Source organism: Streptomyces sp. NBC_01618 (assembly GCF_045209435.1).
GTDB lineage: Bacteria > Actinomycetota > Actinomycetes > Streptomycetales > Streptomycetaceae > Streptomyces.
This window is the reverse complement of record NZ_CP109297.1, coordinates 6,015,730-6,040,563: the sequence shown is the minus strand read 5'-3', so window position 1 is coordinate 6,040,563 and position 24,834 is coordinate 6,015,730. Positions and strand designations below refer to the sequence as shown.

The following is a 24,834-nucleotide window of genomic DNA, read 5'->3' as shown; positions in this document are numbered from 1 at the left end:
GAGTGCAGCCGGGCCGCTACGTCCTGCCGAGAGCGCTTACCGCCCTACGGTCGGTCCATGGCTGGAACCGGAGCAAGTCCCCTCAACCGTGCCGAGCAGTTCATCTGGCTCACGGCCCGTGTCCTAGAACAGCGGCGGTTCGCGCATCACTTCCTGAAAGGAAGTGCGGACGCCGTGGAGACCGCACTCGCCGCCTATCTGAATGAGGACGGCGGATACGGGCATGCTCTAGAACCCGATCTGCGTGGCCCCGTAAGTCAGCCACTGCACACCGCCCACGCGCTCAGTGTCCTCGACTCCATCGGCCGCTGCGACGGGCCGCGGGTGGAGCGGATCTGCCGCTTCCTGACCGAGGTGTCCACGAAGGAGGGGGCGCTGCCCGCTCTCCTGCCGTCACAGCGCGGCTATCCGGCCGCACCGTTCATCCCGATCGTCGACGACCCGCCAGCGGAACTGTTGGCCACCGGTCCCGTCGTCGGGCTCCTGCACCGCAACGCGGTGTGGCATGCCTGGCTGTTCCGGGCGACCGACTTCTGCTGGGCGGCGGTCGACGCCCTGGAGCGGTCGCATCCGTACGAGATCGAGGCGGCGCTCGCCTTCCTGGACGGCGCCCCCGACCGGGCCCGTGCGGAGGCGGCGGCCGACCGGCTCGGGCGGCTGGTGCGGGAGCAGCGGCTCGCCGTGCTGGATCCGGAGCGGCGCGCGGAGTACCCGGTGGCTGCCGGATACGCACCGGGTGAGCAGCACTTCCCGTACGACTACGCCCGCACACCCGATTCGCTCGCCCGCAACTGGTTCACCGACGAGGAGCTGGCCCGCTCGCTCGACCATCTCGCGGCCGAGCAGCAGGCGGACGGCGGTTGGCCGGTGACCTGGCGGCAGTGGGCGCCGGGGACGGCGCTGGAAGGGCGGCCCATCGTGACGCTCAAGGCGCTCCTGACGCTGCGGGCCCATGGACGCAGCGTGGACTGAGAACGTGCGCCTTCCGCGTCCATGCCCGTATCCCTGCCCATGTCGGTGTCGGTGTCGGTGCCGGTGTCAGCACGGCGGGCTACAACGCCTGGATCAACCGCAGGCACGGCTGGACGTGGCCGAGGCCGCGCCGATGGGCCTCGCAGTGCACTGAGCCGGCCGACGGGATCTGTTCACGTCGCACAGAGGGACCTCAGACGTGCCTCAGACGGACCTCAGCGGAGTCTAACCGAGGGCGCGTACCCCTGCTGTGACGAGCACGGCGGCCCCGACGACCACGAGGAAGGGCGCGCGCAGGACCAGTGCGAGCGCCGCCGCTGCCAGCCCCGCGCCCCTGGCGTCCAGCACCAGGTGCTGGCCGTCGCCGAATGTCTGCTGGGCGGTGAGAGCGGCCAGGAGCGCCACGGGCAGGAGCGCGGCAAGTCGCTGAGCGAGCGGGCGTTCCAGCACACCGTCCGGCACCAGCAGGCCGATCAGTTTGGCGAGGTAACAGCCAATGGCGGTCAGTCCGATGGCGATCCAGATGTTCATCGGTTCTCCTCCGTCGCGGCCGTACACCGACTCGTTTCCGCGTCCCGGCTCGTCTCCGCGTCCCGGTGCGTTCCCTTCCGGCGTCCGCTCAGAAACAGAACAGCGGGTGCGGCGAGCGCGGACACCAGGACGGGGACGCCTGCGGGCAGTACGGGCAGCAGTCCGAGCGCGAGCAGGACCGCGATTCCGGCGGTGATGCGCTCCGTGGTGCTCTTCAGCATCGGCGCGAGCAGGGCGAGGAAGACCGCGGGCGACGCCGCGTCCAGGCCCCAGGCGTCGGTGTCGCCGAGCGCCTTGGCGCCGAGGGCCCCCAGCAGCGTGGTCAGGTTCCACAGCACGTAGAGGGTGAGCCCGGTGACGGCGAAACCGATCCGCGCGGCCCGCCGGGTGGGCTGCGGCAGTGTCACGGCGGTGGTCTCGTCGATGACCCACTGGGCGGCGAAGGGACGGAGTGCGCGCGGAAGCGCGAGGAGCTGTGAGAGCCGCAGGCCGTAGAACGAGTTGCGTACGCCGAGGAAGAAGGCCCCGGCAGCCGCGGTGTACGGATTGCCGCCCGCCGCGAGAGCGCCGACGAGGGCGAACTGCGAGGCGCCGGTGAAGACGGCGAGGCTGAGCACACAGGTCTGCAACAGGCTCAGTCCGGAGCCGGCCGAGGTCACGCCGAAGGCGAAGCCGGAAAGCCCGACGGCTATACCGACACCGAGCGCGTCGCGCACGACGGCCGCGTCCGACTTCTCAGTGCCGGCCCCCGACTTCGCCGCGGCCTCGTCCGATGTCGCCCCGGCAGCCTCCGACATTGTTTCTGCCGCTTCCTGCCGCACTGCGGGGACGGTCGTGCTGCCGTCGGGTGCGCCGGCCGCTTCGCCGACGCCCTCTGGGAGTGTTATCTGTTCTGCCACGACCGGAACGCTACGTGAGCAGATCCCGACCGGTCTTGTACGTTCTTGCACGTTCGCGCTGGTACGCGCCCGGCGGCACTCCCACGATCCGGGTGAAGTGACGATTGAGATGCGGCTGATCGGTGAAACCGACCTCGGCGGCCGCCTCAGCGGGCGCCGTCCCCGCATCGAGCATCCGTCGTGCGGCCCGCACCCGGGCATCGGTGAGCCAGGCGTGCGGCGGCATCCCGTACTGCTTCTTGAAGGCCCTCAGCAGCGCGAACGGGCTGGTGCCGAGTTCCGCGGCCAACGCGTCCAGCGTGGGCGGCTGCGCGAGGCTGCCCTCCAGTACCGCGCGGGCCCGCGCCGCGTCCCGTGCACCCGCCGAGCGGGGCTCCCGGAGGCTGAGCACACTGCCGTGCCGGCTGAGCAGCCGCGCGACCATGACCCGCAGGACGGTGTCGGCGGCGAGTGCGTTGCCCTCCTCGGCGGCCCTATGGACCTCGCCGATCAGCCGGGCCGCGTACGGGTCCACGACGCTGGTCTCGGTGAAACCGACCGTGCCACGCAGACTCGTCGTATCCGCCGCGATGTCGTTGATCACCCGCGCGGACGGGTACAGCGTGGCGTACACCCAGCCCTCGGGAACCCCCGCGCGGGCGGTGTGCGGCACCTCCGGATTGATCATGACGACGTCGCCGGGGCCCGCGTGGACGGTGCCTCCCGGCAGCCCGACGTCCTCCACCCCGCGGGTGATGGTGCCGAAGACATAGCCCTCGTGGCTGTGGCGCGGAAAGGTGTGGCGAACGTACCGGGCACGCAGCAGGTCGAGGTCGGGCAGCTCCGCGTGCTGCCAGTGCCTCGCCCACTCCCCCGATCCCGACTCCGGTATGGCCACCATGGCCGAATTCTCGCAGCTCCGGAACGTGGTCGCCGCCGGTCTCCACCGGCCGTCACGGCCGTTGTCAGTGGTGGGGTGCACGATGGGGGACATGGCCGGCTCTGCGCTCGACTCGTTCTCCCCTGCGACCCGCAGCTGGTTCGCGGGTGCCTTCAGCGCACCCACGGCCGCGCAGGAAGGCGCCTGGCGCGCCATCGGCGAGGGTTCGGACGTGCTGGTCGTCGCGCCGACCGGTTCCGGCAAGACCCTGGCCGCGTTCCTCGCCGCGCTGGACGGGCTGGCGTCCGTCCCGCCGCCCGCCGAGGCGAAGAGGCGCTGCCGCGTGCTCTACGTCTCGCCCCTCAAGGCCCTCGCGGTCGACGTCGAGCGTAACCTCCGCTCACCACTGACCGGCATCCGCCAGGAGTCGGTGCGTCTGGGACTGCCCGAGCCCGAGGTCCGGGTGGGAATCCGCTCCGGCGACACCCCGCCCGCCGAGCGCCGCTCGATGGCGACCCGGCCGCCGGACATCCTGATCACCACACCCGAATCACTGTTCCTGATGCTGACCTCATCGGCCAGGGAAGCACTGTCCGGCATCGAGACGGTGATTCTCGACGAAGTGCATGCCGTGGCGGGTACGAAGCGGGGCGCCCACCTCGCCGTATCGCTGGAGCGTCTCGACGAACTGCTGCCCCGCCCCGCACGACGGATCGGCCTGTCGGCGACGGTCCGGCCGGTCGACGAGGTGGCGCGCTTCCTCTCGCCGCAGCGGAAGGTGGAGATCGTCCAGCCGCCGTCCACCAAGCAGTTCGACCTGTCGGTGGTCGTGCCGGTTGAGGATCTGGGCGAGCTCGGCGGATCCCCCGCCACCGACCCCGACCAGGCAGGCCAGGCGGACAAGCCGTCGATCTGGCCCCATGTCGAGGAACGCATCGTCGATCTCATCCAGGAGCACCGCTCCACCATCGTCTTCGCCAACTCCCGCCGCCTCGCGGAGCGGCTGTGCAACCGGCTCAACGAGATCGCGTACGAGCGGGCCACCGGCACCGTGCTCGACGAGCACACCTCCGACCCGTCGCTGCCGGAGGCACACTCCCCGGCCGAGATCATGGCCCAGTCGGGCTCGGCGAAGGGCGCCCCCGCGCTGCTCGCCCGCGCCCACCACGGTTCGGTCTCCAAGGAGCAGCGCGCCCAGGTCGAGGAGGACCTCAAGGCGGGGCGGCTGCCCGCCGTGGTCGCCACCTCCAGTCTGGAGCTGGGCATCGACATGGGGGCGGTCGACCTGGTGGTCCAGGTCGAGTCGCCGCCGTCGGTGGCCTCCGGGCTGCAACGGGTCGGCCGGGCCGGGCACCAGGTCGGTGCGGTCTCCACCGGAGTGGTCTTTCCGAAGTACCGGGGCGATCTGGTGCAGGCGGCCGTGGTCACCGAGCGGATGCGCGAGGGCTCCATCGAGGCGCTCCGGATCCCGTCCAACCCTCTCGATGTGCTGGCCCAGCAGCTCGTCGCCATGGTCGCCCTGGACAGCTGGCAGGTGGACGATCTGCTGGCCGTGACCCGCCGCGCGGCCCCCTTCGCCTCCCTGCCCGAGTCGGCGTTCACCGCCGTGCTCGACATGCTCGCCGGCCGATATCCGTCCGACGCCTTCGCCGAGCTGCGCCCGCGTGTGGTCTGGGACCGCGTGGCCGGTACGGTCACGGGCCGCCCCGGCGCCCAGCGGCTCGCCGTCACATCCGGGGGCACCATCCCCGACCGCGGGCTCTTCGGGGTCTTCCTCGCCGGCGCCGACCCCAAGAAGGGCGGCGGCCGGGTAGGTGAGCTGGACGAGGAGATGGTGTACGAGTCCCGGGTCGGCGACGTCTTCACGCTGGGCACCACGTCCTGGCGGATCGAGAACATCACCCGCGACCGGGTCCTGGTGTCGCCCGCACCCGGGGTTCCCGGCCGGCTGCCGTTCTGGAAGGGCGACCAACTGGGCCGTCCACTGGAGCTGGGGCGTGCGCTGGGTGCGTTCCTCCGCGAGATCGGCGGGCTGTCGCCGGAGGACGCCCGACAGCGTCTGCTCGCCGCGGGGCTCGACACCTGGGCCGCCGACAACACCCTGTCGTACATCGACGAACAGCGCCGCGCCTGCGGTCACGTGCCGGACGACCGGACCATCCTCGTCGAGCGTTTCCGTGACGAGCTGGGTGACTGGCGCGTCGTCGTCCACTCCCCGTTCGGCGCACAGGTGCACGCCCCGTGGGCGCTGGCACTGAACGCCCGCCTCGCCGAGCGGTACGGCATGGACGCCCAGGTGATGCATGCCGACGACGGCATAGTGCTGCGGCTGCCCGACGCCGATCTGATGGGCCTGGACCTCCTGGACTTCGATCCGGCGCAGGACCCCGCCCAGGATCCGGCACCGCTGCCGGGCACCTCGTACGACAGCGGGCAACCACCCGTCGGCGCCGCGGATGTGACGTTCGACCAGGGCGAGATCAGTCAGATCGTCACCGACCAGGTGGGCGGTTCAGCCCTGTTCGCCTCCCGGTTCCGCGAGTGCGCGGCGCGCGCCCTGCTGCTGCCCCGGCGCAGCCCCGGGAAACGCACCCCGCTCTGGCAGCAGCGCCAGCGCGCCGCTCAACTTCTCCAGGTCGCATCCGAGTTCGGCTCGTTCCCGATCGTCCTGGAAGCGGTCCGCGAGTGCCTCCAGGACGTCTTCGACGTCCCGGGGCTCGCGGAACTCATGGGCGACCTCGAAGCACGCCGCGTCCGGCTGGTCGAGGTGACCACGCCGGAGCCCTCGCCCTTCGCCCGCTCCCTCCTGTTCGGCTACGTCGCCCAGTTCCTGTACGAGGGTGACTCGCCCCTCGCCGAGCGGCGGGCCGCCGCTCTCTCCCTCGACTCCCACCTGCTGGCCGAGCTCCTCGGCCAGGCAGAACTGCGCGAGCTGCTCGACGCCGACGTCCTGTCCGAGCTGGAACAGGAACTCCAGTGGCTGACCGAGGACCGCCGGATCAAGGACGTCGAAGGGGTCGCGGATCTTCTCCGGGTTCTCGGACCGCTCACCGAACGGGAGTTGGTCGCGCGCGGCGCCCGGCCGCCCTGGGCTTCGGAGCTGTCCGCCACCCGCCGCGCCATCCGGGTCCGGATCGGCGGAGCGGACCACTGGGCCGCGATCGAGGACGCGGGACGGCTGCGCGACGCGCTGGGCACCGCCCTCCCGGTCGGCGTCCCCGAGGCGTTCACCGAACCGGTGAAGGACCCCCTCGGCGACCTCCTCGCGCGATACGCCCGTACGCACGGCCCGTTCACCTCCACCGAGGCCGCCGGCCGTTTCGGCCTCGGCACCGCTGTCACGGACGGGGCACTGCAGCGGCTCGCCGCGACCGGTCGGCTCGTCCAGGGCGAGTTCCACCCCGCCGGCATCGGCCAGGAGTGGTGCGACGCCACCGTGCTGCGCCGGCTGCGCCGCCGTTCCCTCGCCGCGCTCCGCCATGAGCTGGAGCCGGTGCCGCCCGCCGCCCTCGCCGGTTTCCTTCCCCAGTGGCAGCACATGGGCAACAACAGCCTGCGCGGAATCGACGGACTGGCCCGCGCCATCGAACAGTTGCAGGGGGCGCCGGTCCCGGCCTCGGCCCTGGAGAAACTGATCCTGCCCGGCCGGGTCACCGGCTACACCCCCGCGTTGCTGGACGAGCTGACGACCACCGGCGAGGTCGTCTGGGCCGGCGCGGGTGCCCTGCCCGGCAAGGACGGCTGGCTGTCCCTCTACCTCGCCGACAGCGCGCCCCTGCTCCTCCCGCCCCCGCACCCGCTCGAACTCAGCGCGTTGCACGAATCCGTCCTGACGGCCCTGAGCGGCGGGTACGGACTCTTCTTCCGGCAGATCGCCGACCAGGTCCGTGCCACCACGCACCCTGACTGCACCGATCCACAACTGGCCGATGCCGTCTGGGACCTGGCCTGGTCCGGCCGACTCACCAATGACACGCTCGCCCCGCTGCGTTCACTCCTCGGATCCGGGCGCACGGCAGGGTCGACCGCCCACCGCGCCAAGCGGAGCGTTCCGCGAGGGCGTTACGGCTCGCTCACCGCCGCCGCCCGGCCCGCGTCCCGCACCGGCCCGCCCACCGTCTCGGGCCGCTGGTCCCTGCTGCCCGCCACCGAACCCGACCCCACGCACCGCGCGCACGCCCTGGCGCGCACGCTCCTCGACCGCCACGGGGTGGTGACCCGCGGTGCGGTCCAGGCCGAGGGCGTCGAGGGCGGCTTCTCCGCCACGTACCGCGTCCTCTCCGCCTTCGAGGACAACGGGCAGGCCCGGCGCGGCTACGTCGTCGAGGGCCTGGGAGCGGCGCAGTTCGCGATGGACGGCGCAGTGGACCGGCTGCGTGCCACGTCCACCGCCCGCGACCGTACGGAACCGGGCGCCGCACCCCATGCCCTGGTCCTCGCGGCTGCGGACCCGGCCAACGCCTATGGTGCGGCGCTGCCCTGGCCGGAGCCGCCGGACGGCGCCGGGCACAAACCCGGCCGCAAAGCGGGCGCACTGGTGGTGCTGGTCGACGGCGAACTGGCGATGTACATGGAGCGCGGCGGCAAGACGCTGGTGGCGTGGCCCACCGACCCGGAGGACCCGGCGCTCCTCGCGGCGGCCGGGGCCCTGGCGACAGCCGCCCGCGCGGGAGCACTCGGTACGGTCACGGTGGAGCGCACCAACGGCGCCTCGTCCCTGACCTCCCCGCTCGGCCGCACGCTGGAAGCGGCCGGCTTCCTGGCCACCCCGAGGGGACTCCGTCTACGCGCCTGACCACCAACGCGCCCGGCCCCCGTACACCGCACCGCACCACCACACCACGCCGCACCACCCACGCCCACCACCCACACTCCCCACCCAACCCCCCATCATGGAGGCATGCCCGAGGGAGACACCGTCCGGCAGACCGCCAATCGTCTGCACAGCGCACTCTCGAGCCGGGTCCTCACCCGCTCCGACCTGCGCGTACCCCGTTTCGCCACCGCCGACCTCACCGGCCGGACGGTTCTGGACGTCATCTCGCGCGGCAAGCACCTCCTCACCCGCATCGAGGGCGGCCTGACCCTCCACAGCCATCTGCAGATGGAGGGCGCCTGGCGCGTCTACGCCCCGGGTGAGCGCTGGCGCGGCGGCCCCGCACACCAGATCCGCGCCGTCCTCGCCAACGCAAAGCACACGGCCGTCGGCTACCGGCTCCCCGTCCTCGAACTCCTCCGCACCCGGGACGAGGAGCAGGCGGTCGGCCATCTGGGCCCCGATCTGCTGGGCCCCGACTGGAACGCCGACACCGCTCTGCACAATCTGCTCAGCGACCCCGCCCGCCCCCTCGGCGAAGCCCTCCTGGACCAGCGCAATCTGGCCGGAATCGGCAACATCTACAAGGCCGAGCTGTGCTTCCTCGCCCGCGCCACCCCCTGGCTGCCCGTCGGCGACCTGGCCTCCCCCACCGTCGCGCGCCTCATCACCACGGCCAAGCAGCTCCTCGAAGCCAACCGCGACCGCCCGATGCGCACGACCACCGGCGCCGTGCCCCGCAGATACGGCCCGAGCGAACGGCTCTGGGTATACGGCAGGGCCAACCGTCCCTGCCTGCGCTGCGGCACGCCCATCCGCACAGCGGACCAGGACGAGCGCCCGGCCTACTGGTGTCCGCGCTGCCAATCGGGCCCCACAAGCTAGTTGACGGTTCGTCAGATCCGGTCGTACCGTCCGGTCATGTCCCTCACCGCGTACGACCTCACCGGCCGCTCCGCGTTCATCACCGGCGCCGCGGGCGGCATCGGCCGCGCGAGCGCCGTCCTGCTCGCGGCGGCGGGCGCGACCGTTCACTGCGCGGACCGCGACGAGAAGGGCCTGTTGGAGACCCGGGACCTGATCGCCGAAGCGGGTGGAACGTCCCACGTCCACACCCTTGATGTCACCGACCGCGGTCAGGTCGGGGCTGCGGTGGCCGCCGCGGGCGACCTCGACATCCTGGCCGCCATCGCCGGAATCATGCACACGAGCAGCGTCCTGGAGACCACGGACGACGATCTCGATCGCGTGCTCTCCGTCAATTTCAAGGGCGTCTTGTACGCCTGTCAGGAAGTGGCCCGCACCATGATCGCGCGCGGCGCACCCGGCTCACTGATCACCATGGCCTCGGGAGCGGTCGACGCCGCGAGCCCGGGACTGCTCTGCTACAGCACGGCCAAAGCGGCGGTCGTCCAGTTGACGAAGACCCTCGCGGCCGAGTTGGGACCGCGTTCCATCCGCGTCAACGCCATCGCTCCTGGCTGGATCCGTACGCCCATGACTGCCCGCCACGACGCGGACCGGCAACACCGGGCAGAGACCACGATGGCGCGGATGTCCCCGCTCGGCCGGGTCGGCGAGCCCGAAGACATCGCCCACACCGTGCTCCATCTCGCTTCCGATGCCTCGGCCTTCATGACCGGCCAGATCCTCCGCCCGAACGGCGGCGTATCCATGCCCTGGTAGTAGCCCGGACCCGGCCCACGTACGGCATCAGGACGGCGGACCACCGGCTCACGCGCAGCATCCCGAGAGCGAACCACCGCCCCAGCCACCGCCTCCCGGCCCCGGACCACCAACCCGCACACCGCAACGCCGGAACAGACCACCGCCCCGCCCCCGCATCCCCATCCGCCCCGCTCGCCCCCGTCGGCCCAGTGGTCGCGGCGACATGCACGGGCAGGAGACTCAGCCCCCATCCGCCCGCCGCCACCGCGCCCTCGACAAGCCCCGCATGGGCCGGTTCCAGCACGAGCCGCAGCACGGCCCACCACCACACCCCGCCGAGAACAAGCGCCGGCACCCATCGCCGTACCATGGCTGCCTCCTCCGGCCGAACCTAGTCCGGCGTGCTCGCCCGGCGGGAGGGCGCACCGGTGCACCACCGGCGCGCAATGCGCAGCCGCAGACCGTTGTGCGCTCTCCACCTGACAGATCCGGGCTTGCTCCGGATCACGGCTCCGCCTGAGCCAGAGGCACTCGGGCACCCCGGTACAGGACAGTGCGGCCCGCATCAGGCCGCTCAAGAGACTTCAGGTGAGTCACGACAGGCTGTTGTCGGACCATCTCCGACCGTGCAAGGCCACCTCGGGCCGTGTGAAACCACCTCGGACCATGCGAACCCACCTCAGATCATGCAAGGCCGTACGGTGTCGGACCACCCGGAACCGTGTCGGACCACCCGGAACCGTGTCGGACCACCGCGATCCTCCTGACCTCCTGACCTCCTGATCCGGGCCTCTTGTTCGCAGTCTCGCCCAGACACTCCCGGGCCGCATCCAGAACGGACCGTGCCCCCTTCCAGAGCACGCACCGGAGTACATCCGGAGCACAACCAGGGCACGCAAAAGCCCCGGCCACCCGCTGAGGGGCCGACCGGGGCTTCCGCTTCACACCGGACCGCGAGGGTCAGGCGGCGACCACATCCACCGCTTCCGCAGGCGCCTTGATGGTCACCCGTCCCGTCGGCACACCTGCCACCGACGTCACGGAGACGGAATTGAGCATGGGGCGTACCGGCACTGGCACCGGATCGCTGGCTGCTGCCGACTCGGCCAGTTCGGCCAGCGACAGCTCATCGCTCACTTCACGCATGAGCTCGGACATCCGTACGTCAAGCGCGTCGCAAATGGCGGAGAGCAGTTCGGAGGATGCCTCCTTCTGCCCCCGCTCCACCTCGGAGAGATAGCCGAGCGAGACTCGGGCGGACGAGGAGACTTCGCGCAGAGTACGGCCTTGGCGCTGGCGCTGCCGACGCAGCACGTCACCAAGCAGGCGACGGAGCAGAATCATCGGTGGCTCCCTCCTCGGACCGCGTAGCCGCATCCTTCACGCCCCACCGTACCGCCTTGCGCCGCGGCCGTGCGGGGAGCGATGTCGTGTTCACTCAGGGCTGCAAACATCAATTCCCCCCGTTCCGTTCCGTATCCTGTGCCCTTGCATTCTTGCCGAGTTCGGCACAGAGCAGTGCGAGTACGCTCCGTACACTCTCACTACGGATGTCCGCGCGCCCGCCGTTCAACCGCAACGCAGTCACATTCTCCGCGCCGTCCGGCCCGGCCACCGCAACATAGACGGTGCCCACGGGCTTGCCGTCCTGCGGCTCGGGGCCGGCGACCCCCGTGGTGGCCAATCCCCAGTCTGCCCCGAGAACGCGGCGCACACCTGTCGCCATCTGCCGCGCCACATCGGGATCGACCGCGCCGCGCGCCGCCAGCAGGGCGCCGTCCACACCCAGCAATTCGCGCTTCAAGGGCGTTGCGTACGCCGTCACAGACCCGCGGAAGGAGTGCGAAGCACCTGGTACGGACGTCAGCTCCGCCGCGACCAGACCGCCGGTCAGTGACTCGGCAACGGCAAGAGTCTCACCGCGCTCCACGAGCAGCTCCAGCACCCGGGCCGCGGCCGTCACCGCTCGACCTCCGCAGCAGCGGCCCGCTCCGCCGCGAGCCCCTTGCGCCGCAGCACGACAGCCTGGCGCACATAGTCGAGCCCGGTGACGACCGTCAGCACCACAGCCACCGCCATCACCCAGAAGCGCAGGGTGGCAAGTGGACCGGTCAGTGCCAGGACGTACATCCCGACGGCCGTCCCCTGCGCCAGAGTCTTCATCTTCCCGCCGCGACTGGCCGGAATCACCGCATGCCGTATCACCCAGAACCGCATCAGCGTGATGCCGATCTCGCGGAAGAGGATCACGCCCGTGACCCACCAGGGCAGATCACCGAGATACGACAGGGAGACCAGCGCCGCACCCATGATCGCCTTGTCCGCGATCGGGTCGGCGATCTTCCCGAAGTCGGTGACCAGGTTGTATGTGCGTGCGAGATGACCGTCGAACAGATCGGTGATCATCGCGATGGCGAACGCGGCCCAGGCGAACGACCGCCAGGCCGGGTCGTAGCCACCGTTGTGCAGCAGCAACAGCACGAAGCCGGGCACCAGCACCAGCCGCAGCATGGTGAGCAGATTGGCGATGTTCCACAAGCTGGCCTGGTTGACGGCCGCAGTGCCCAGCTTGCCGCCGCGGACCGGCTTCGCGCCGGAGCCACCTGCCGCGGATGCCGGGACTCCCGTCATCTGGCCGCCTCCACAAGTTCGGAACACTCGGCCACCAGGTCCACCCCTTCGGTCCCCACCACCTTTGCCTCGACCATACGGCCGGGCACGAGGCCCTCGCGTGCGGTGAACAGCACCTGGCCGTCCGTTTCGGGGGCCTGGTGCGCCGCGCGCCCCACCGCCCGAGGCTCGTCCTCGGTGGAGTCGACGGACTCGACCAGCACCTGAAGGGTCTCCCCGAGGCGCTCCTCCGCACGCTGCGAGGTCAGCTCCTCGGCCAGCTGGGAGATGTGCGCGAGCCGCTCCGCGATGACGTCGGCGTCCAGCTTGTTCTCGTAGCCGACCGCCTCTGTCCCCTCCTCGTCGGAGTAGCCGAAGACGCCGATGGCGTCGAGCCGGGCACCGGTGAGGAAGCGTTCCAGCTCCGCCAGGTCGGCCTCGGTCTCGCCGGGGAAGCCCACGATGAAGTTGGAGCGGGCACCGGCCTGCGGCGCCTTGCCCCGGATGGTGTCCAGCAGTTCCAGGAAGCGGTCGGTGTCTCCGAAGCGGCGCATCGCCCGCAGCACACCGGGGGCCGAGTGCTGGAAGGACAGGTCGAAGTACGGCGCGACCTTCGGGGTCGAGGTCAGTACGTCGATGAGGCCCGGCCGCATCTCCGCAGGCTGCAGATAGCTGACCCGGATCCGTTCGATCCCCTCGACGTCGGCGAGCTCCGGCAGCAGCGTCTCCAGGAGCCGGATGTCGCCGAGGTCCTTGCCGTACGAGGTGTTGTTCTCGGAGACCAGCATGACTTCCTTCACGCCCTGCTCGGCCAGCCAGCGGGTCTCCCCCAGCACGTCCGAGGGGCGCCGCGAGATGAAGGAGCCGCGGAAGGACGGGATGGCGCAGAAGGAGCAGCGGCGGTCGCAGCCGGAGGCGAGCTTCACCGAGGCGACGGGGCTGGTGCCCAGCCGGCGGCGCAGCGGTGCGCGCGGCCCGGAGACCGGAGCGACACCTTCGGGAAGGTCCTCGGGGGCGGGCGCGGCCTCCTGCGCGTGTCCCGGCAGCGCCACGGCGGCGTCCTGCCGCTCGGCGGGGCTGATCGGCAGCAGCTTTCGGCGGTCGCGCGGGGTGTGCGAGGCGTGGATGCCGCCGTTGAGGATGGTCTGGAGGCGGTCGGAGATGTCGGCGTAGTCGTCGAATCCGAGAACGCCGTCCGCCTCGGGCAGGGCCTCGGCGAGGTCCTTGCCGTAACGCTCGGCCATGCAGCCGACGGCGACCACGGCCTGTGTTCTGCCGTGGTCCTTCAGATCATTGGCTTCGAGCAGGGCATCGACGGAGTCCTTCTTAGCGGCCTCGACGAATCCACAGGTGTTGACGACGGCGACGTCCGCGTCGGAGGCGTCCTCGACGAGCTCCCAGCCGTCCGCTGCCAAGCGGCCTGCGAGCTCCTCCGAGTCCACCTCGTTACGGGCGCAGCCAAGAGTGACAAGGGCGACGGTACGGCGTTCGGGCATGGGCTCAAGACTACTTTGTCCCGGCACCCGCCCCGGCGTGCAGGGTTCCACCGTTACACCGAGTAACAAAGACGGCGAGCGCCCGGCAGATCGCCGGGCGCTCGCCGTGTTGCTGATACCGCTGCCGGTACCGCTCGGGAATGTGTGTATACGGGTCAGCCGACCGCCGGGTCGCCCTTCGTGTACGAGAGCCGCTCGACCTGACCGGGCTGGAACTTCTCCTCGACCTTCTTGCCGTTCACGAAGAGCTCGATGGCCCCGGCGTTGCCCAGGACGAGGTCGACCCGCTCCTGGTCCTGGAAGGTCTTGGACTGGCCCCGGGCGAGCAGGCCGTCGAAGAGCAGCCGCCCGTTGTGGTCCTTGGCGGAGATCCAGCTCTTGCCCTGACTGGCGCTGAGCTTCACCGTCACCTTGTCCCGGGGCGCCGCGGCGATGGCACCGTCGGAAGGCACCGACTTGGGATCGACGGGCTTGCTGGTCTTCTGCTCGGGGCTCTTCGTATTGGGCGTCGAACCCTCCGCGACCTGTGTGGTCGAGGGGCCGTCGTCGCCGCCCTTGAAGAAGGTGAAGCCGACGAAACCTACGACGGCGACGATCGCCGCGACCATGGCCGCCGTCCAGTTGGGCCGACGGGGTTCGGAACGGATTCTCTCGGCCTCGAACAGCGGCGCCGCGGGCGTGGGTGCCGGACGGCCGCCGTGCTCGGCGTCGTACTGCGAAACCAGCGGTTCCGGATCGATGCCGACGGCACGCGCCAAGGTACGGATATGACCGCGCGCGTACACGTCGCCGCCACAGCGGGAGAAGTCGTCCTCTTCGATCGCGTGCACGATGGGGATGCGCACCCGGGTTGACGAACTGATCTCTTCGACCGTGAGACCTGCGGCGATACGAGCCTGCTGAAGCACTCGACCGATCGAAGGCCGGTCGTCTTCGGGGGAGTTGCCGATGGACACGGGGGCGCCTTTCGAGCGTGAGCCACCTGCTGGGTATTCAGTCTAGGGGGGGTACGAAAGGGTGAGGCAACCGGGAGGAAGGACTTTGTACGCCATCGGACTCGAACGCTTTCCGATGTTCCGGGCCACCCCTGGAAGGACAATCCTGCCGTCCCTCCCTCCAACTTGACGTACGACCCGGCGAAACGGTTGCCCGACTTCACCTACGAAGCGGTTTCCCCGCGGATCAGTGCCAACACCCCGTCGAGCTCGTCCGGTTTCACCATGACGTCGCGCGCCTTGGATCCCTCGCTCGGCCCGACGATGTTCCGCGACTCCATCAGGTCCATCAGCCGACCGGCCTTGGCGAAGCCGACCCGCAGCTTGCGCTGGAGCATCGAGGTGGATCCGAACTGGGTGGAGACGACCAGCTCGGCGGCCTGGCAGAGCAGATCCAGGTCGTCGCCGATGTCCTCGTCGATCTCCTTCTTCTTGGCGGTGCCGGCCACCACGTCCTCGCGGAAGACCGGCGCCATCTGATCCTTGCAGTGCTGGACGATGGCCGCCACCTCGTCCTCGGTGACGAAGGCGCCCTGCATACGGGTGGGCTTGTTGGCGCCCATCGGCAGGAACAGACCGTCACCCTTTCCGATGAGCTTCTCGGCGCCTGGCTGGTCGAGGATGACCCGGCTGTCGGCCAGCGAGGACGTGGCGAAGGCGAGCCGGGAGGGCACGTTCGCCTTGATCAGGCCGGTGACGACGTCGACCGAGGGACGCTGGGTCGCGAGCACAAGGTGGATACCGGCGGCGCGGGCCAGTTGGGTGATGCGGACGATGGCGTCCTCCACATCGCGCGGAGCGACCATCATCAGGTCGGCGAGCTCGTCGACGATCACCAGCAAATACGGGTACGGCGAGAGCTCGCGCTCGCTGCCCTCCGGCGGTTTGACCTTGCCATTGCGGACGGCCTGGTTGAAGTCGTCGATGTGCCGGTACCCGAACGCAGCCAGGTCGTCGTACCGCAGGTCCATCTCCCGTACAACCCACTGGAGCGCCTCGGCGGCACGCTTGGGGTTGGTGATGATCGGCGTGATCAGGTGCGGGATGCCCTCGTACGCGGTCAGCTCGACCCGCTTGGGGTCGACCAGCACCATCCGGACATCGTCCGGCGTCGCCCGCACCATGACCGAGGTGATCAGGCAGTTGATGCAGGACGACTTGCCGGAACCCGTCGCGCCGGCCACCAGCACGTGCGGCATCTTCGCCAGGTTGGCCATCACATAGCCGCCCTCGACGTCCTTGCCGAGCGCGACCAGCATCGGGTGGTCGTCCTCGGCGGCGTCCGCGAGGCGCAGCACATCGCCGAGGTTGACCATCTCCCGGTCGGTGTTGGGGATCTCGATGCCGACCGCCGACTTGCCCGGGATCGGGGAGATGATCCGGACGTCGGGACTGGCGACGGCGTACGCGATGTTCTTGGCGAGCGCGGTGATCCGCTCGACCTTCACCGCGGGGCCGAGCTCCACCTCGTACCGGGTGACCGTCGGTCCGCGGGTGAAGCCGGTGACGGCGGCGTCGACCTTGAACTCGGTGAAGACGTTCGTCAGGGCCGCGACGATCGCGTCGTTGGCGGCGCTGCGGGTCTTGCCCGGCCCGCCGCGTTCCAGCAGGTCGAGTGAGGGCAGCGCATAGGTGATGTCGCCGGACAGCTGCAGCTGTTCGGCGCGAGCCGGCAGCGGCTGGGACTGCGAGCGGTCGGGGGCGGGCTTCGTCAGATCGGGTACGCCGCCCGAGGGCGCCGCCGCCTTCTCCGGCTTCCCTCCCCCAGTGGCGGGCTCGCCCTCCCGGGCGCCCGGCACCGGCGAGCCCGGGCGTTCGCGCTCGACGGAGACGCCCTGGGTGAGGTCGGCGACGATCGGCGAGGGCGGCATGCCGTTGAGCACGGCCCCGTCGAGCGCGGCGGCTGCGGCCGCCGCGACGTCCACCGCGTCCATGGTCCGGTTCATCGCGGGCTGCACGGAGGGCCTGCGCGGCCGGCGGCGCTTGGAGAGCGCGTCGGTCTCCGCCTCGTCGGGGTCGTACTCCGCGGGTGCTTCAAAGCGGCGTGCGGAGGAGCGGCGGGAGCGGGCGGGCAGCGCCTCGCGCCACTGCTCGTCGTAGCGCTCGTCGTCGTTCTCCTCGTCCGCCTCGGGGTCGTACACCGGGTCGAGGATGCCCAGCTTGGTGCCGAGCAGCCGGAGCCGTTGCGGAATGGCGTTCACCGGGGTCGCCGTGACGACGAGCAGCCCGAAGACAGTGAGCAGCAAGAGCAGCGGTACGGCGAGGACCTCGCCCATGGTGTAGATCAGCGGTTTGGAGGCCGCCCAGCCGATGAGCCCGCCCGCGTCCTGCATCGCCGTGGTGCCGTCGCCCCGGCCGGGCGATCCGCACGCGATGTGGACCTGTCCGAGCACCCCGATGACGAGGGCGGAGAGTCCGATGACGATGCGTCCGTTGGCCTCGGGCTTCTCCGGGTAGCGGATCAGCCGTACGGCGATGGCGCCGAGCAGTATCGGCACGAGCAGATCGAGCCGGCCGAAGGCTCCGGTGACGAGCATCTCGACGAGATCGCCGACGGGGCCGCGCAGATTCGACCAGGTGCCCGCGGCGACGACCAGCGCGAGACCGAGCAGCAGCAGTGCGACTCCGTCCTTGCGGTGTGCTGGGTCGAGTCCCTTGGCGCCGCGCCCTATGCCGCGGAACATCGCGCCGACGGCGTGGGCCGCGCCGAGCCAGACGGCGCGCGCCAGGCGGTACACACCGCCGGTGGGCGACGGTGCCGGTTTGGGCGCGGCCGCCTTCTTGGCGGGGGCCTTCTTCGCGGGCGCGGTCTTCTTCGCGGCGGTCTTCCTGGCAGGCGCGCTCTTCTTGGCGGGCGCGGCTTTCCTGGCCGGCCCCGCGGTACCGCCGACGCGCTTCGCGGTGCCCGCCGTGCCCTGGGAACCCTTGCCGGACGTACGTGAGGCCATGGTGCCGAGGTTACCGGTGTCGGCGGCCGTGAACACGTGCGCCTGCCGCTTCACCCGACCGTGTCGCTGGACAGAGGCCGGAAACTGACGCGCCCTCACGCCTCCACGCCACCGGACGCCCTGACCGGCCCACCGAGCCGCCAGAACATGAACCCACCAAACCGACGAACCGTCAAACCGCCGAACGCCACGGACAGCGGGACAGTTGGGCCGAGATCCGGGCAACCACCCTTACCCCGCCGGAGGTCGGACCGTCGGGACCGCTCCCGTGGTGGAGTCGCGCGCGGTACGACGTTACGAGGGAAGCACCGTCGCGCCGCTCCCGGTACCGGGCTCCAGTGCGTCGAGTGCCCGGCGCAGGCCGGTCAGTTTGCGTTCCAAGTGGGCGGCGGTGGCCACGGCCGCGGCGTCCGCCGACTCGTCGTCGAGCTGCTTGGAGAGCGCTTCGGCCTGCTCCTCGACGGCCGCGAGCCGCGCCGAGAGTTCGGCCAGCAGCCCTGCGGGCTCCTTCTCGTGGCCCGCGCCGCCGTTGCTGTCGCCCTCCAGCTGGAGCCGCAGCAGCGCCGCCTGCTCACGCAGCTTGCAGTTCTTCGAGTACAGCTCGACGAAGACCGAGACCTTGGCCCGCAGTACCCACGGGTCGAACGGCTTCGAGATGTAGTCCACCGCGCCCGCCGCGTAACCCCTGAAGGTGTGATGCGGGCCGTGATTGATCGCGGTGAGAAAGATGATCGGGATGTCCCGCGTCCGTTCCCGCCGCTTGATGTGCGCGGCGGTTTCGAAACCGTCCATTCCCGGCATCTGGACGTCCAGCAGAATGACCGCAAAGTCGTCCGTGAGCAGCGCTTTGAGCGCTTCCTCCCCTGACGATGCCCGTACCAGTGTCTGATCGAGCGCAGAGAGGATGGCCTCCAGCGCCAGCAGATTCTCCGGCCGGTCATCGACCAGGAGGATCTTGGCCTTCTGCATCCTGGCCCGCCCTCCTCGCCCCGGAATTGCACCGGGCGCCGCCCCAGGGGACGACTCCCTTACGCCGTCCGTCCTTGTGCCGGTCATGGTAGCCGCACCCCGCCCGTCACCACACCCTGTCACCGCGATGTCACTGTGCACACAGCAGAAACGCGGCGGGGGACGAGAAGGTTCCCCGTACAGCGCGTTCTCACACTCCTGTGAGCACAGTCGATCAACGACTCATGGCGATTCTCGCAACTAATGATCACTCTCCGCGCATCCACTGCTCCATTACGGAAAGGAGGTGATCAGGATCGACGGGCTTGGTCACGTAATCGGAAGCGCCTGATTCGATCGCCTTCTCCCGGTCGCCCTTCATGGCCTTCGCGGTCAGCGCGACGATCGGCAGACCGGCGAACTGCGGCATCCGGCGGATCGCCGTCGTCGTGGCATAGCCGTCCATCTCCGGCATCATGATGTCCATAAGTACGACCGTCACATCGTCGTGCTGCTCCAGGACTTCGATGCCGACGCGTCCGTTCTCCGCGTACAGCACCGAAAGACCGTGCTGCTCCAGCACGCTGGTGAGCGCGAAGACGTTACGGATGTCGTCGTCGACGATCAGCACCTTCTCGCCGTGGAACCGGAACGCCCTGCGGACCTCCGGTTCCTCCTGCCCGCCGAGCGCCCACGGCTCCTGCGGATCGGCGGCGCGGGACGGCAGCACGGGCCATCGCTCCGCGCCCCCCAGGGTCATGCGGCGTCGCCGCATCAGCCCGGCGGCACCAGCGGCACCGGCGCCACCAACGGCATCGGAGCCACCCGGCGCACCGGCGGAATCCTGCGCGACGGCCGTCGGGTCAGCACTCGGACCAGCCTCCGCTAGCAGACCCTCCTCGGCTGCGGCAGCATGTGCCTCACCCGGCCCCGGGCCGATCTGCGGATACCCCTGGGGCGGCAACTCGCTCGGGTGCAGCGGCAGATACAGCGTGAACGTCGAGCCGCGGCCCGGCTCGCTCGCCGCGTGGATCTCGCCGCCCAGCAGCCGGGCGATCTCCCGGCTGATGGACAGGCCGAGCCCCGTACCCCCGTACTTGCGACTGGTCGTACCGTCCGCCTGCTTGAACGCCTCGAAGATCACCAGCATCTTGCTGGACGCGATCCCGATACCGGTGTCGGTGACCGAGAAGGCGATCAGATCGGCGTCGGCGTCACGCAGCGAGCCTGCCTCCAGGAGCTGTTCGCGAATGGCGTTCGGCACATCCTCGCCCGCCGGCCTGATCACCAGCTCGACCGCCCCGCTGTCGGTGAACTTCACCGCGTTGGAAAGGAGATTGCGCAGCACCTGGAGCAGCCGCTGCTCGTCCGTGTGCAGGGTTGCGGGAAGCTCCGGCGAGACCCGTACGGAGAAATCGAGCCCCTTCTCCGCGGTGAGCGGCCGGAAGGTCGCCTCCACGTAATCGACGAGCTGGACCAGCGCGATCCGGGTCGGGCTGACATCCATCTTGCCCGCCTCGACCTTCGTCAGATCGAGGATGTCATTGATCAGCTGAAGCAGATCGGAACCAGCCCCGTGGATCGTCTCGGCGAACTCCACCTGCTTCGGCGAGAGATTTCCCTCGGCGTTGTCCGCGAGCAGTTTGGCGAGAATGAGCAGCGAGTTGAGCGGTGTACGCAACTCGTGCGACATGTTCGCCAGGAACTCCGACTTGTACCGCATCGAGACCGCGAGCTGCTCAGCGCGCTCCTCCAGGACCTGCCGGGCATCCTCGATCTCGGTGTTCTTGACCTCGATGTCCCGGTTCTGCTGGGCCAGCAGCTCGGCCTTCTCCTCCAGTTCGGCGTTTGAGGCCTGGAGCGCCTTCTGCCGGTTCTCCAATTCCTGTGACCGGTCCCGCAATTGCGCGGCCAGCTCCTGCGACTGCTCGAGGAGTTTCTCGGTCTTCGTATTGACGCTGATGGTGTTGACGCTCGTCGCGATCATCTCGGCGAGCTGGTTGAGGAAGTCCCGCTGAATATGCGTGAACGGCTGGAACGAGGCCAGCTCGATCACACCGAGAACCTTCCCCTCGAACAGCACCGGCAGCACGATCACATGCGCGGGCGGCGCCTCGCCGAGCCCGGAGGAAATCTTCAGATAGCCCGGTGGAACGTTGTCCACCTGGATGGTCCGCTTCTCCTCCGCCGCCGTGCCGATGAGGGTCTCACCGGGCCGGAAGGATGTCGGCATCGATCCCGCCGAATATCCGTAGCTGCCCCTCATACGGAGTTCGTACGCGCTGTCCTTGTCGCTGTCCGATCCCACCGCGTCGGTGTCACCGGTCGGCAAGGCCAGGAAGAACGCACCGTGCTGCGCGGAGACGACCGGGGTCAGCTCGCTCATGATCAGCGAGGCCACGTCGTCGAGATCGCGCCGCCCCTGCATCAGGCCTGAGATCCGGGCGAGGTTGCCCTTCAGCCAGTCCTGCTCCTTGTTGGTGGCCGTGGTGTCGCGCAGGTTGGCGATCATCGTATTGATGTTGTCCTGCAGGGCCTGGATCTCGCCGGCCGCGTCCACATCGATCTTGAGGTTGAGATCGCCGCGAGTCACCGCGGTGGCGACGGCCGCGATCGCCCGCACCTGACGGGTGAGGTTCCCGGCCATCTCGTTCACGGACTCGGTGAGGTCGCGCCAGGTACCGTCGACGTCCCGGACCCGGGCCTGGCCGCCCAGCTGGCCCTCCGTACCCACCTCGCGCGCCACTCGGGTCACCTGCTCGGCGAACGAGGACAGCTGGTCGACCATCGTGTTGATGGTGTTCTTCAGCTCCTGGATCTCGCCGCGCGCGTCGATGTCGATCTTCTTGGTGAGGTCGCCCTTGGCGATGGCCGTGGTGACCGTGGCGATCTGCCGCACCTGCCCCGTCAGATTGGACGCCATCGAGTTCACGGACTCGGTGAGGTCCTTCCACGTACCGGAGACCCCCGGAACGCGTGCCTGGCCACCCAGCTCACCTTCCGTACCCACCTCGCGGGCGACCCGCGTCACCTCGTCGGCGAACGACGACAGCGTCGTCACCATCGTGTTGACGGTGTCGGCGAGCTCGGCGACCTCGCCGCGCGCCTCGACGGTGACCTTCTTCGTCAGATCGCCGTTGGCGACGGCGGACGAGACCCGGGAGATGTTCCGCACCTGGCTGGTCAGGTTGTTGGCCATCAGGTTGACGTTGTCGCTGAGGTCCTTCCAGATACCGGTCGCACCGCGCACCCTGGCCTGGCCGCCGAGGATGCCCTCGGTACCCACCTCGCGGGCGACCCGCGTCACCTCGTCGGCGAAGTTGAGCAGCTGGTCCACCATCGTGTTGACGGTCGTGACCAGTTCGAGGATCTCACCCTTGGCATCGACCGTGATCTTCTTGGAGAGATCGCCGTTGGCGACCGCTGTGGTGACCTCGGCGATGTTGCGGACCTGCAGGGTCAGGTTGTTCGCCATGCCGTTGACGGACTGGGTGAGGTCCTTCCACGTACCGGACACCCCCTGCACCTCGGCCTGGCCGCCGAGGATGCCTTCCGTACCCACCTCGCGGGCGACCCGCGTCACCTGCTCGGCGAAGTTCGAGAGCTGGTCCACCATCGTGTTGAGGGTGTTCTTCAGTTCCAGGATCTCGCCGCGCGCGTCCACATCGATCTTCTGCGACAGGTCACCGCGGGCCACCGCCGTGGCGACCTGCGCGATGTTACGGACCTGAGCGGTGAGGTTCCCCGCCATGCCGTTGACCGAATCGGTCAGATCACGCCACACACCGGCCACACCCGGCACCTGCGCCTGGCCGCCGAGCCGCCCGTCGGTGCCCACCTCACGGGCCACCCGGGTCACCTGGTCGGCGAACGCGGAGAGCTGGTCGACCATCGTGTTGATGGTGTTCTTCAGCTCCAGGATCTCGCCGCGCGCGTCCACATCGATCTTCTGCGACAGATCGCCCCGCGCCACCGCCGTGGTCACCTGCGCGATCTGGCGCACCTGGGAGGTCAGGTTCCCCGCCATGAAGTTGACGGAGTCGGTGAGCTCCTTCCACGTACCGGAGACGCCGTCGACCCGCGCCTGGCCGCCGAGCCGGCCCTCCGTGCCCACGTCACGTGCCATCCGCGTCACCTGATCGGCGAACGACGACAGTTGCGCCACCATCGTGTTGACGGTGTTCTTCAGCTCCAGCATCTCGCCCGCGACATCGACGGTGACCTTCTGCGAGAGATCACCGTTGGCGACCGCCGTCGTCACCTGCGCGATGTCGCGCACCTGCCCCGTCAGGTTCCGGAACGCCGTGTTCACCGAGTCCGTGAGGTCCTTCCAGGTCCCCGCGGCCCCCGGCACCTCCGCCTGACCACCGAGCCGGCCCTCGACGCCGACCTCCCGGGCCACCCGGGTCACTTCCGAACCGAAGGACTGGAGCTGGTCCACCATCGTGTTGACGGTGTTCTTCAGCTCCAGCATCTCGCCGGCCACGTCGACGGTGACCTTCTGCGTCATGTCACCGCTGGCCACCGCCGTGGTCACCTGCGCGATGTCGCGCACCTGGGTCGTCAGGTTCCGGAAGACCGTGTTCACCGAGTCCGTGAGGTCCTTCCAGGTCCCGGCGGCCCCCGGCACCTGTGCCTGGCCGCCGAGCAGCCCCTCGCCACCGACCTCGCTGGCCACGCGGGTCACTTCGTCCGCGAAGGTGCGCAGCGTCTCGGTCATCTGGTTGATGGTCTCGGCCAGCTGCGCGACCTCGCCCCGGGCACTCACCGTCACCTTCTGTGACAGGTCGCCGTTGGCGACGGCCGTGGTCACCTCGGCGATCCCGCGCACCTGGGAGGTCAGGTTGCCGGCCATCGTGTTGACGGAGTCGGTGAGGTCCTTCCACACCCCGGCCACACCGGGCACGGTCGCCTGCCCGCCCAGCTCGCCCTCCGTGCCCACCTCCCGGGCGACCCGGGTCACCTCGGAGGAGAACGACGACAGCTGGTCGACCATCGTGTTGACGGTGTTCTTGAGCTGCAGCATCTCGCCGGCCACATGGACGGTGACCTTCCGCGACAGGTCCCCCTTGGCGACCGCCGTCGTCACCAGGGCGATGTCCCGCACCTGCGCCGTGAGCCGGTACGCCATGGTGTTCACGGAGTCCGTGAGGTCCTTCCACGACCCGGACATCCCGCGCACCTGGGCCTGCCCGCCCAGCTTGCCCTCGGTACCCACCTCGACGGCGACCCGCGTCACCTGCTCGGTGAACGCCGACAGTTGGTCGACCAGGTTGTTGACCGTACGGGCGACCTTCAGGAACTCGCCGCGCAGCGGCCGCACCGTCTCGTCGGCCGTGTGCGACCGCAGCTCCATGCGCTGATCGAGATCACCGTCGGCGACCGCCGACAGCACCCGGCCGACCTCCGAGACCGGCCGGGCCAGATCGTCGACCAGCTCGTTGGAGGCGTCGATGGCGGCGGCCCAGGAACCCTCGCAGGCGCCCGTTTCCAACCGCTCGGTGAGTTTCCCCTCACGTCCGACCACCCGCCGCACCCGGGCCAGCTCGCCGGTGAGGTGGAGGTTGCGGTCGGCGACTTCGTTGAAGACCGCCGCGATCTCCGCCATCACTCCGTCGCCCGAGACGGTCAGTCGCCTGCGGAAGTTCCCGTCGCGCATCGCCACCAGACCCGCCAGGAGTCTGTTGAGCGCCGCGGCGTCGACGTCCATGGTTCCATTGCGCTGTTTCTTCACGGACTGTCCGCCTTTTGTGCGCGTGCCTGTTCCCCGCGCCGCCACGCCAGACTCCACCGTGATCCCTCCCGCAGGGGTTGACCGTATCGTTCGGGCCTTGTCTGGGACCCTGCCCAGTTCCTCATTGACTACCGCCACTGCCCACCGTCGACGGGTGACTATGCAGACGTCAAATCGTTGAAACGTACCAGGCCCGGCCCGATCGGAGTGCAGCCTCCAACGGTTGTTCCACATACCCCTGTTGGGAAGCCCACACTTGTACAGTCCCGTGACAGTTCCTGGTCGTTGCTGCCCGAAGTCGGCCCTCGTGTACCCGGTACCGAGACCGAGCGTCTAGCCTGGCAAGCGAATCGAAGCG

15 protein-coding genes are annotated in these 24,834 nt (G+C 69.7%); 4 read left to right on the top strand and 11 right to left on the bottom strand.

The genetic code is table 11. The features are described 5' to 3' along the window. Nucleotides 1-57: 57 nt before the first annotated feature. Nucleotides 58-972, top strand: coding sequence for a hypothetical protein (locus OH735_RS28025; protein WP_406384395.1), 915 nt, complete (start codon nucleotides 58-60; stop codon nucleotides 970-972). 225 nt (nucleotides 973-1,197) lie between these two features. Here OH735_RS28025 and OH735_RS28020 read toward each other — a convergent pair whose 3' ends face one another. The 3 genes from OH735_RS28020 to OH735_RS28010 all read right to left on the bottom strand — a co-directional run bounded on the left by OH735_RS28020 (nucleotide 1,198) and on the right by OH735_RS28010 (nucleotide 3,282). Then, the gene (locus OH735_RS28020; protein WP_406384394.1) at nucleotides 1,198-1,503 is read right to left on the bottom strand and encodes an AzlD domain-containing protein; all 306 of its coding nucleotides are present in this window, start codon (nucleotides 1,501-1,503) and stop codon (nucleotides 1,198-1,200) included. Then, nucleotides 1,500-2,300: an AzlC family ABC transporter permease gene (locus OH735_RS28015; protein ID WP_406386771.1), complete on the bottom strand. Its 801-nt coding sequence runs from the start codon at nucleotides 2,298-2,300 to the stop codon at nucleotides 1,500-1,502. Before OH735_RS28015 ends, OH735_RS28020 begins: the two co-directional genes overlap by 4 nt. A 112-nt stretch (nucleotides 2,301-2,412) precedes the next feature. Next, nucleotides 2,413-3,282, bottom strand: a complete 870-nt coding sequence (locus tag OH735_RS28010; RefSeq protein ID WP_406384393.1) for an AraC family transcriptional regulator — start codon at nucleotides 3,280-3,282, stop codon at nucleotides 2,413-2,415. Nucleotides 3,283-3,373: 91 nt separating this feature from the next. Between OH735_RS28010 and OH735_RS28005 the strand changes: the two genes are divergently transcribed. The 3 genes from OH735_RS28005 to OH735_RS27995 all read left to right on the top strand — a co-directional run bounded on the left by OH735_RS28005 (nucleotide 3,374) and on the right by OH735_RS27995 (nucleotide 9,763). Next, entirely contained in the window at nucleotides 3,374-8,056 is a 4,683-nt protein-coding gene (locus OH735_RS28005) for a DEAD/DEAH box helicase (RefSeq protein WP_406384392.1), read from the top strand. 105 nt (nucleotides 8,057-8,161) lie between these two features. Then, entirely contained in the window at nucleotides 8,162-8,962 is an 801-nt protein-coding gene (locus tag OH735_RS28000; protein WP_406384391.1) for a DNA-formamidopyrimidine glycosylase family protein, read from the top strand. Between the two features lie 36 nt (nucleotides 8,963-8,998). Further along, nucleotides 8,999-9,763 carry an SDR family NAD(P)-dependent oxidoreductase gene (locus OH735_RS27995; RefSeq protein WP_406384389.1) on the top strand — a complete coding sequence of 255 codons (765 nt, stop codon included), beginning with the start codon at nucleotides 8,999-9,001 and terminating at the stop codon, nucleotides 9,761-9,763. Nucleotides 9,764-10,705: 942 nt separating this feature from the next. On the opposite strand, the gene OH735_RS27990 is transcribed toward OH735_RS27995, so the two are convergent. From OH735_RS27990 to OH735_RS27955, 8 genes are all read right to left on the bottom strand, one after another. Further along, complete coding sequence (locus OH735_RS27990; protein WP_018105285.1) at nucleotides 10,706-11,089, bottom strand: helix-turn-helix domain-containing protein; 384 nt, start codon at nucleotides 11,087-11,089, stop codon at nucleotides 10,706-10,708. Nucleotides 11,090-11,198: 109 nt separating this feature from the next. Beyond that, a complete protein-coding gene (locus OH735_RS27985) occupies nucleotides 11,199-11,708 on the bottom strand; it encodes a CinA family protein (RefSeq protein ID WP_406384388.1) in 510 nt (169 codons plus the stop codon). Beyond that, nucleotides 11,705-12,376 carry a CDP-diacylglycerol--glycerol-3-phosphate 3-phosphatidyltransferase gene (gene pgsA / locus OH735_RS27980; RefSeq protein WP_406384386.1) on the bottom strand — a complete coding sequence of 224 codons (672 nt, stop codon included), beginning with the start codon at nucleotides 12,374-12,376 and terminating at the stop codon, nucleotides 11,705-11,707. The genes OH735_RS27985 and pgsA overlap by 4 nt, the downstream gene beginning before the upstream one ends. Then, a complete protein-coding gene (rimO, locus tag OH735_RS27975; protein WP_406384385.1) occupies nucleotides 12,373-13,851 on the bottom strand; it encodes a 30S ribosomal protein S12 methylthiotransferase RimO in 1,479 nt (492 codons plus the stop codon). The genes pgsA and rimO overlap by 4 nt, the downstream gene beginning before the upstream one ends. Before the next feature lie 155 nt (nucleotides 13,852-14,006). Further along, nucleotides 14,007-14,807: a helix-turn-helix domain-containing protein gene (locus tag OH735_RS27970; RefSeq protein WP_406384384.1), complete on the bottom strand. Its 801-nt coding sequence runs from the start codon at nucleotides 14,805-14,807 to the stop codon at nucleotides 14,007-14,009. A 203-nt stretch (nucleotides 14,808-15,010) separates the two neighbouring features. Continuing rightward, complete coding sequence (locus tag OH735_RS27965) at nucleotides 15,011-17,794, bottom strand: DNA translocase FtsK (RefSeq protein ID WP_406384383.1); 2,784 nt, start codon at nucleotides 17,792-17,794, stop codon at nucleotides 15,011-15,013. A 294-nt stretch (nucleotides 17,795-18,088) separates the two neighbouring features. Continuing rightward, nucleotides 18,089-18,763: a two-component system response regulator gene (locus OH735_RS27960; RefSeq protein WP_406384381.1), complete on the bottom strand. Its 675-nt coding sequence runs from the start codon at nucleotides 18,761-18,763 to the stop codon at nucleotides 18,089-18,091. Nucleotides 18,764-19,010: 247 nt separating this feature from the next. Next, nucleotides 19,011-24,476 (bottom strand): HAMP domain-containing protein, encoded by a 5,466-nt coding sequence (locus tag OH735_RS27955; protein WP_406384380.1) that lies wholly within the window; start codon nucleotides 24,474-24,476, stop codon nucleotides 19,011-19,013. Nucleotides 24,477-24,834 lie beyond the last annotated feature (358 nt).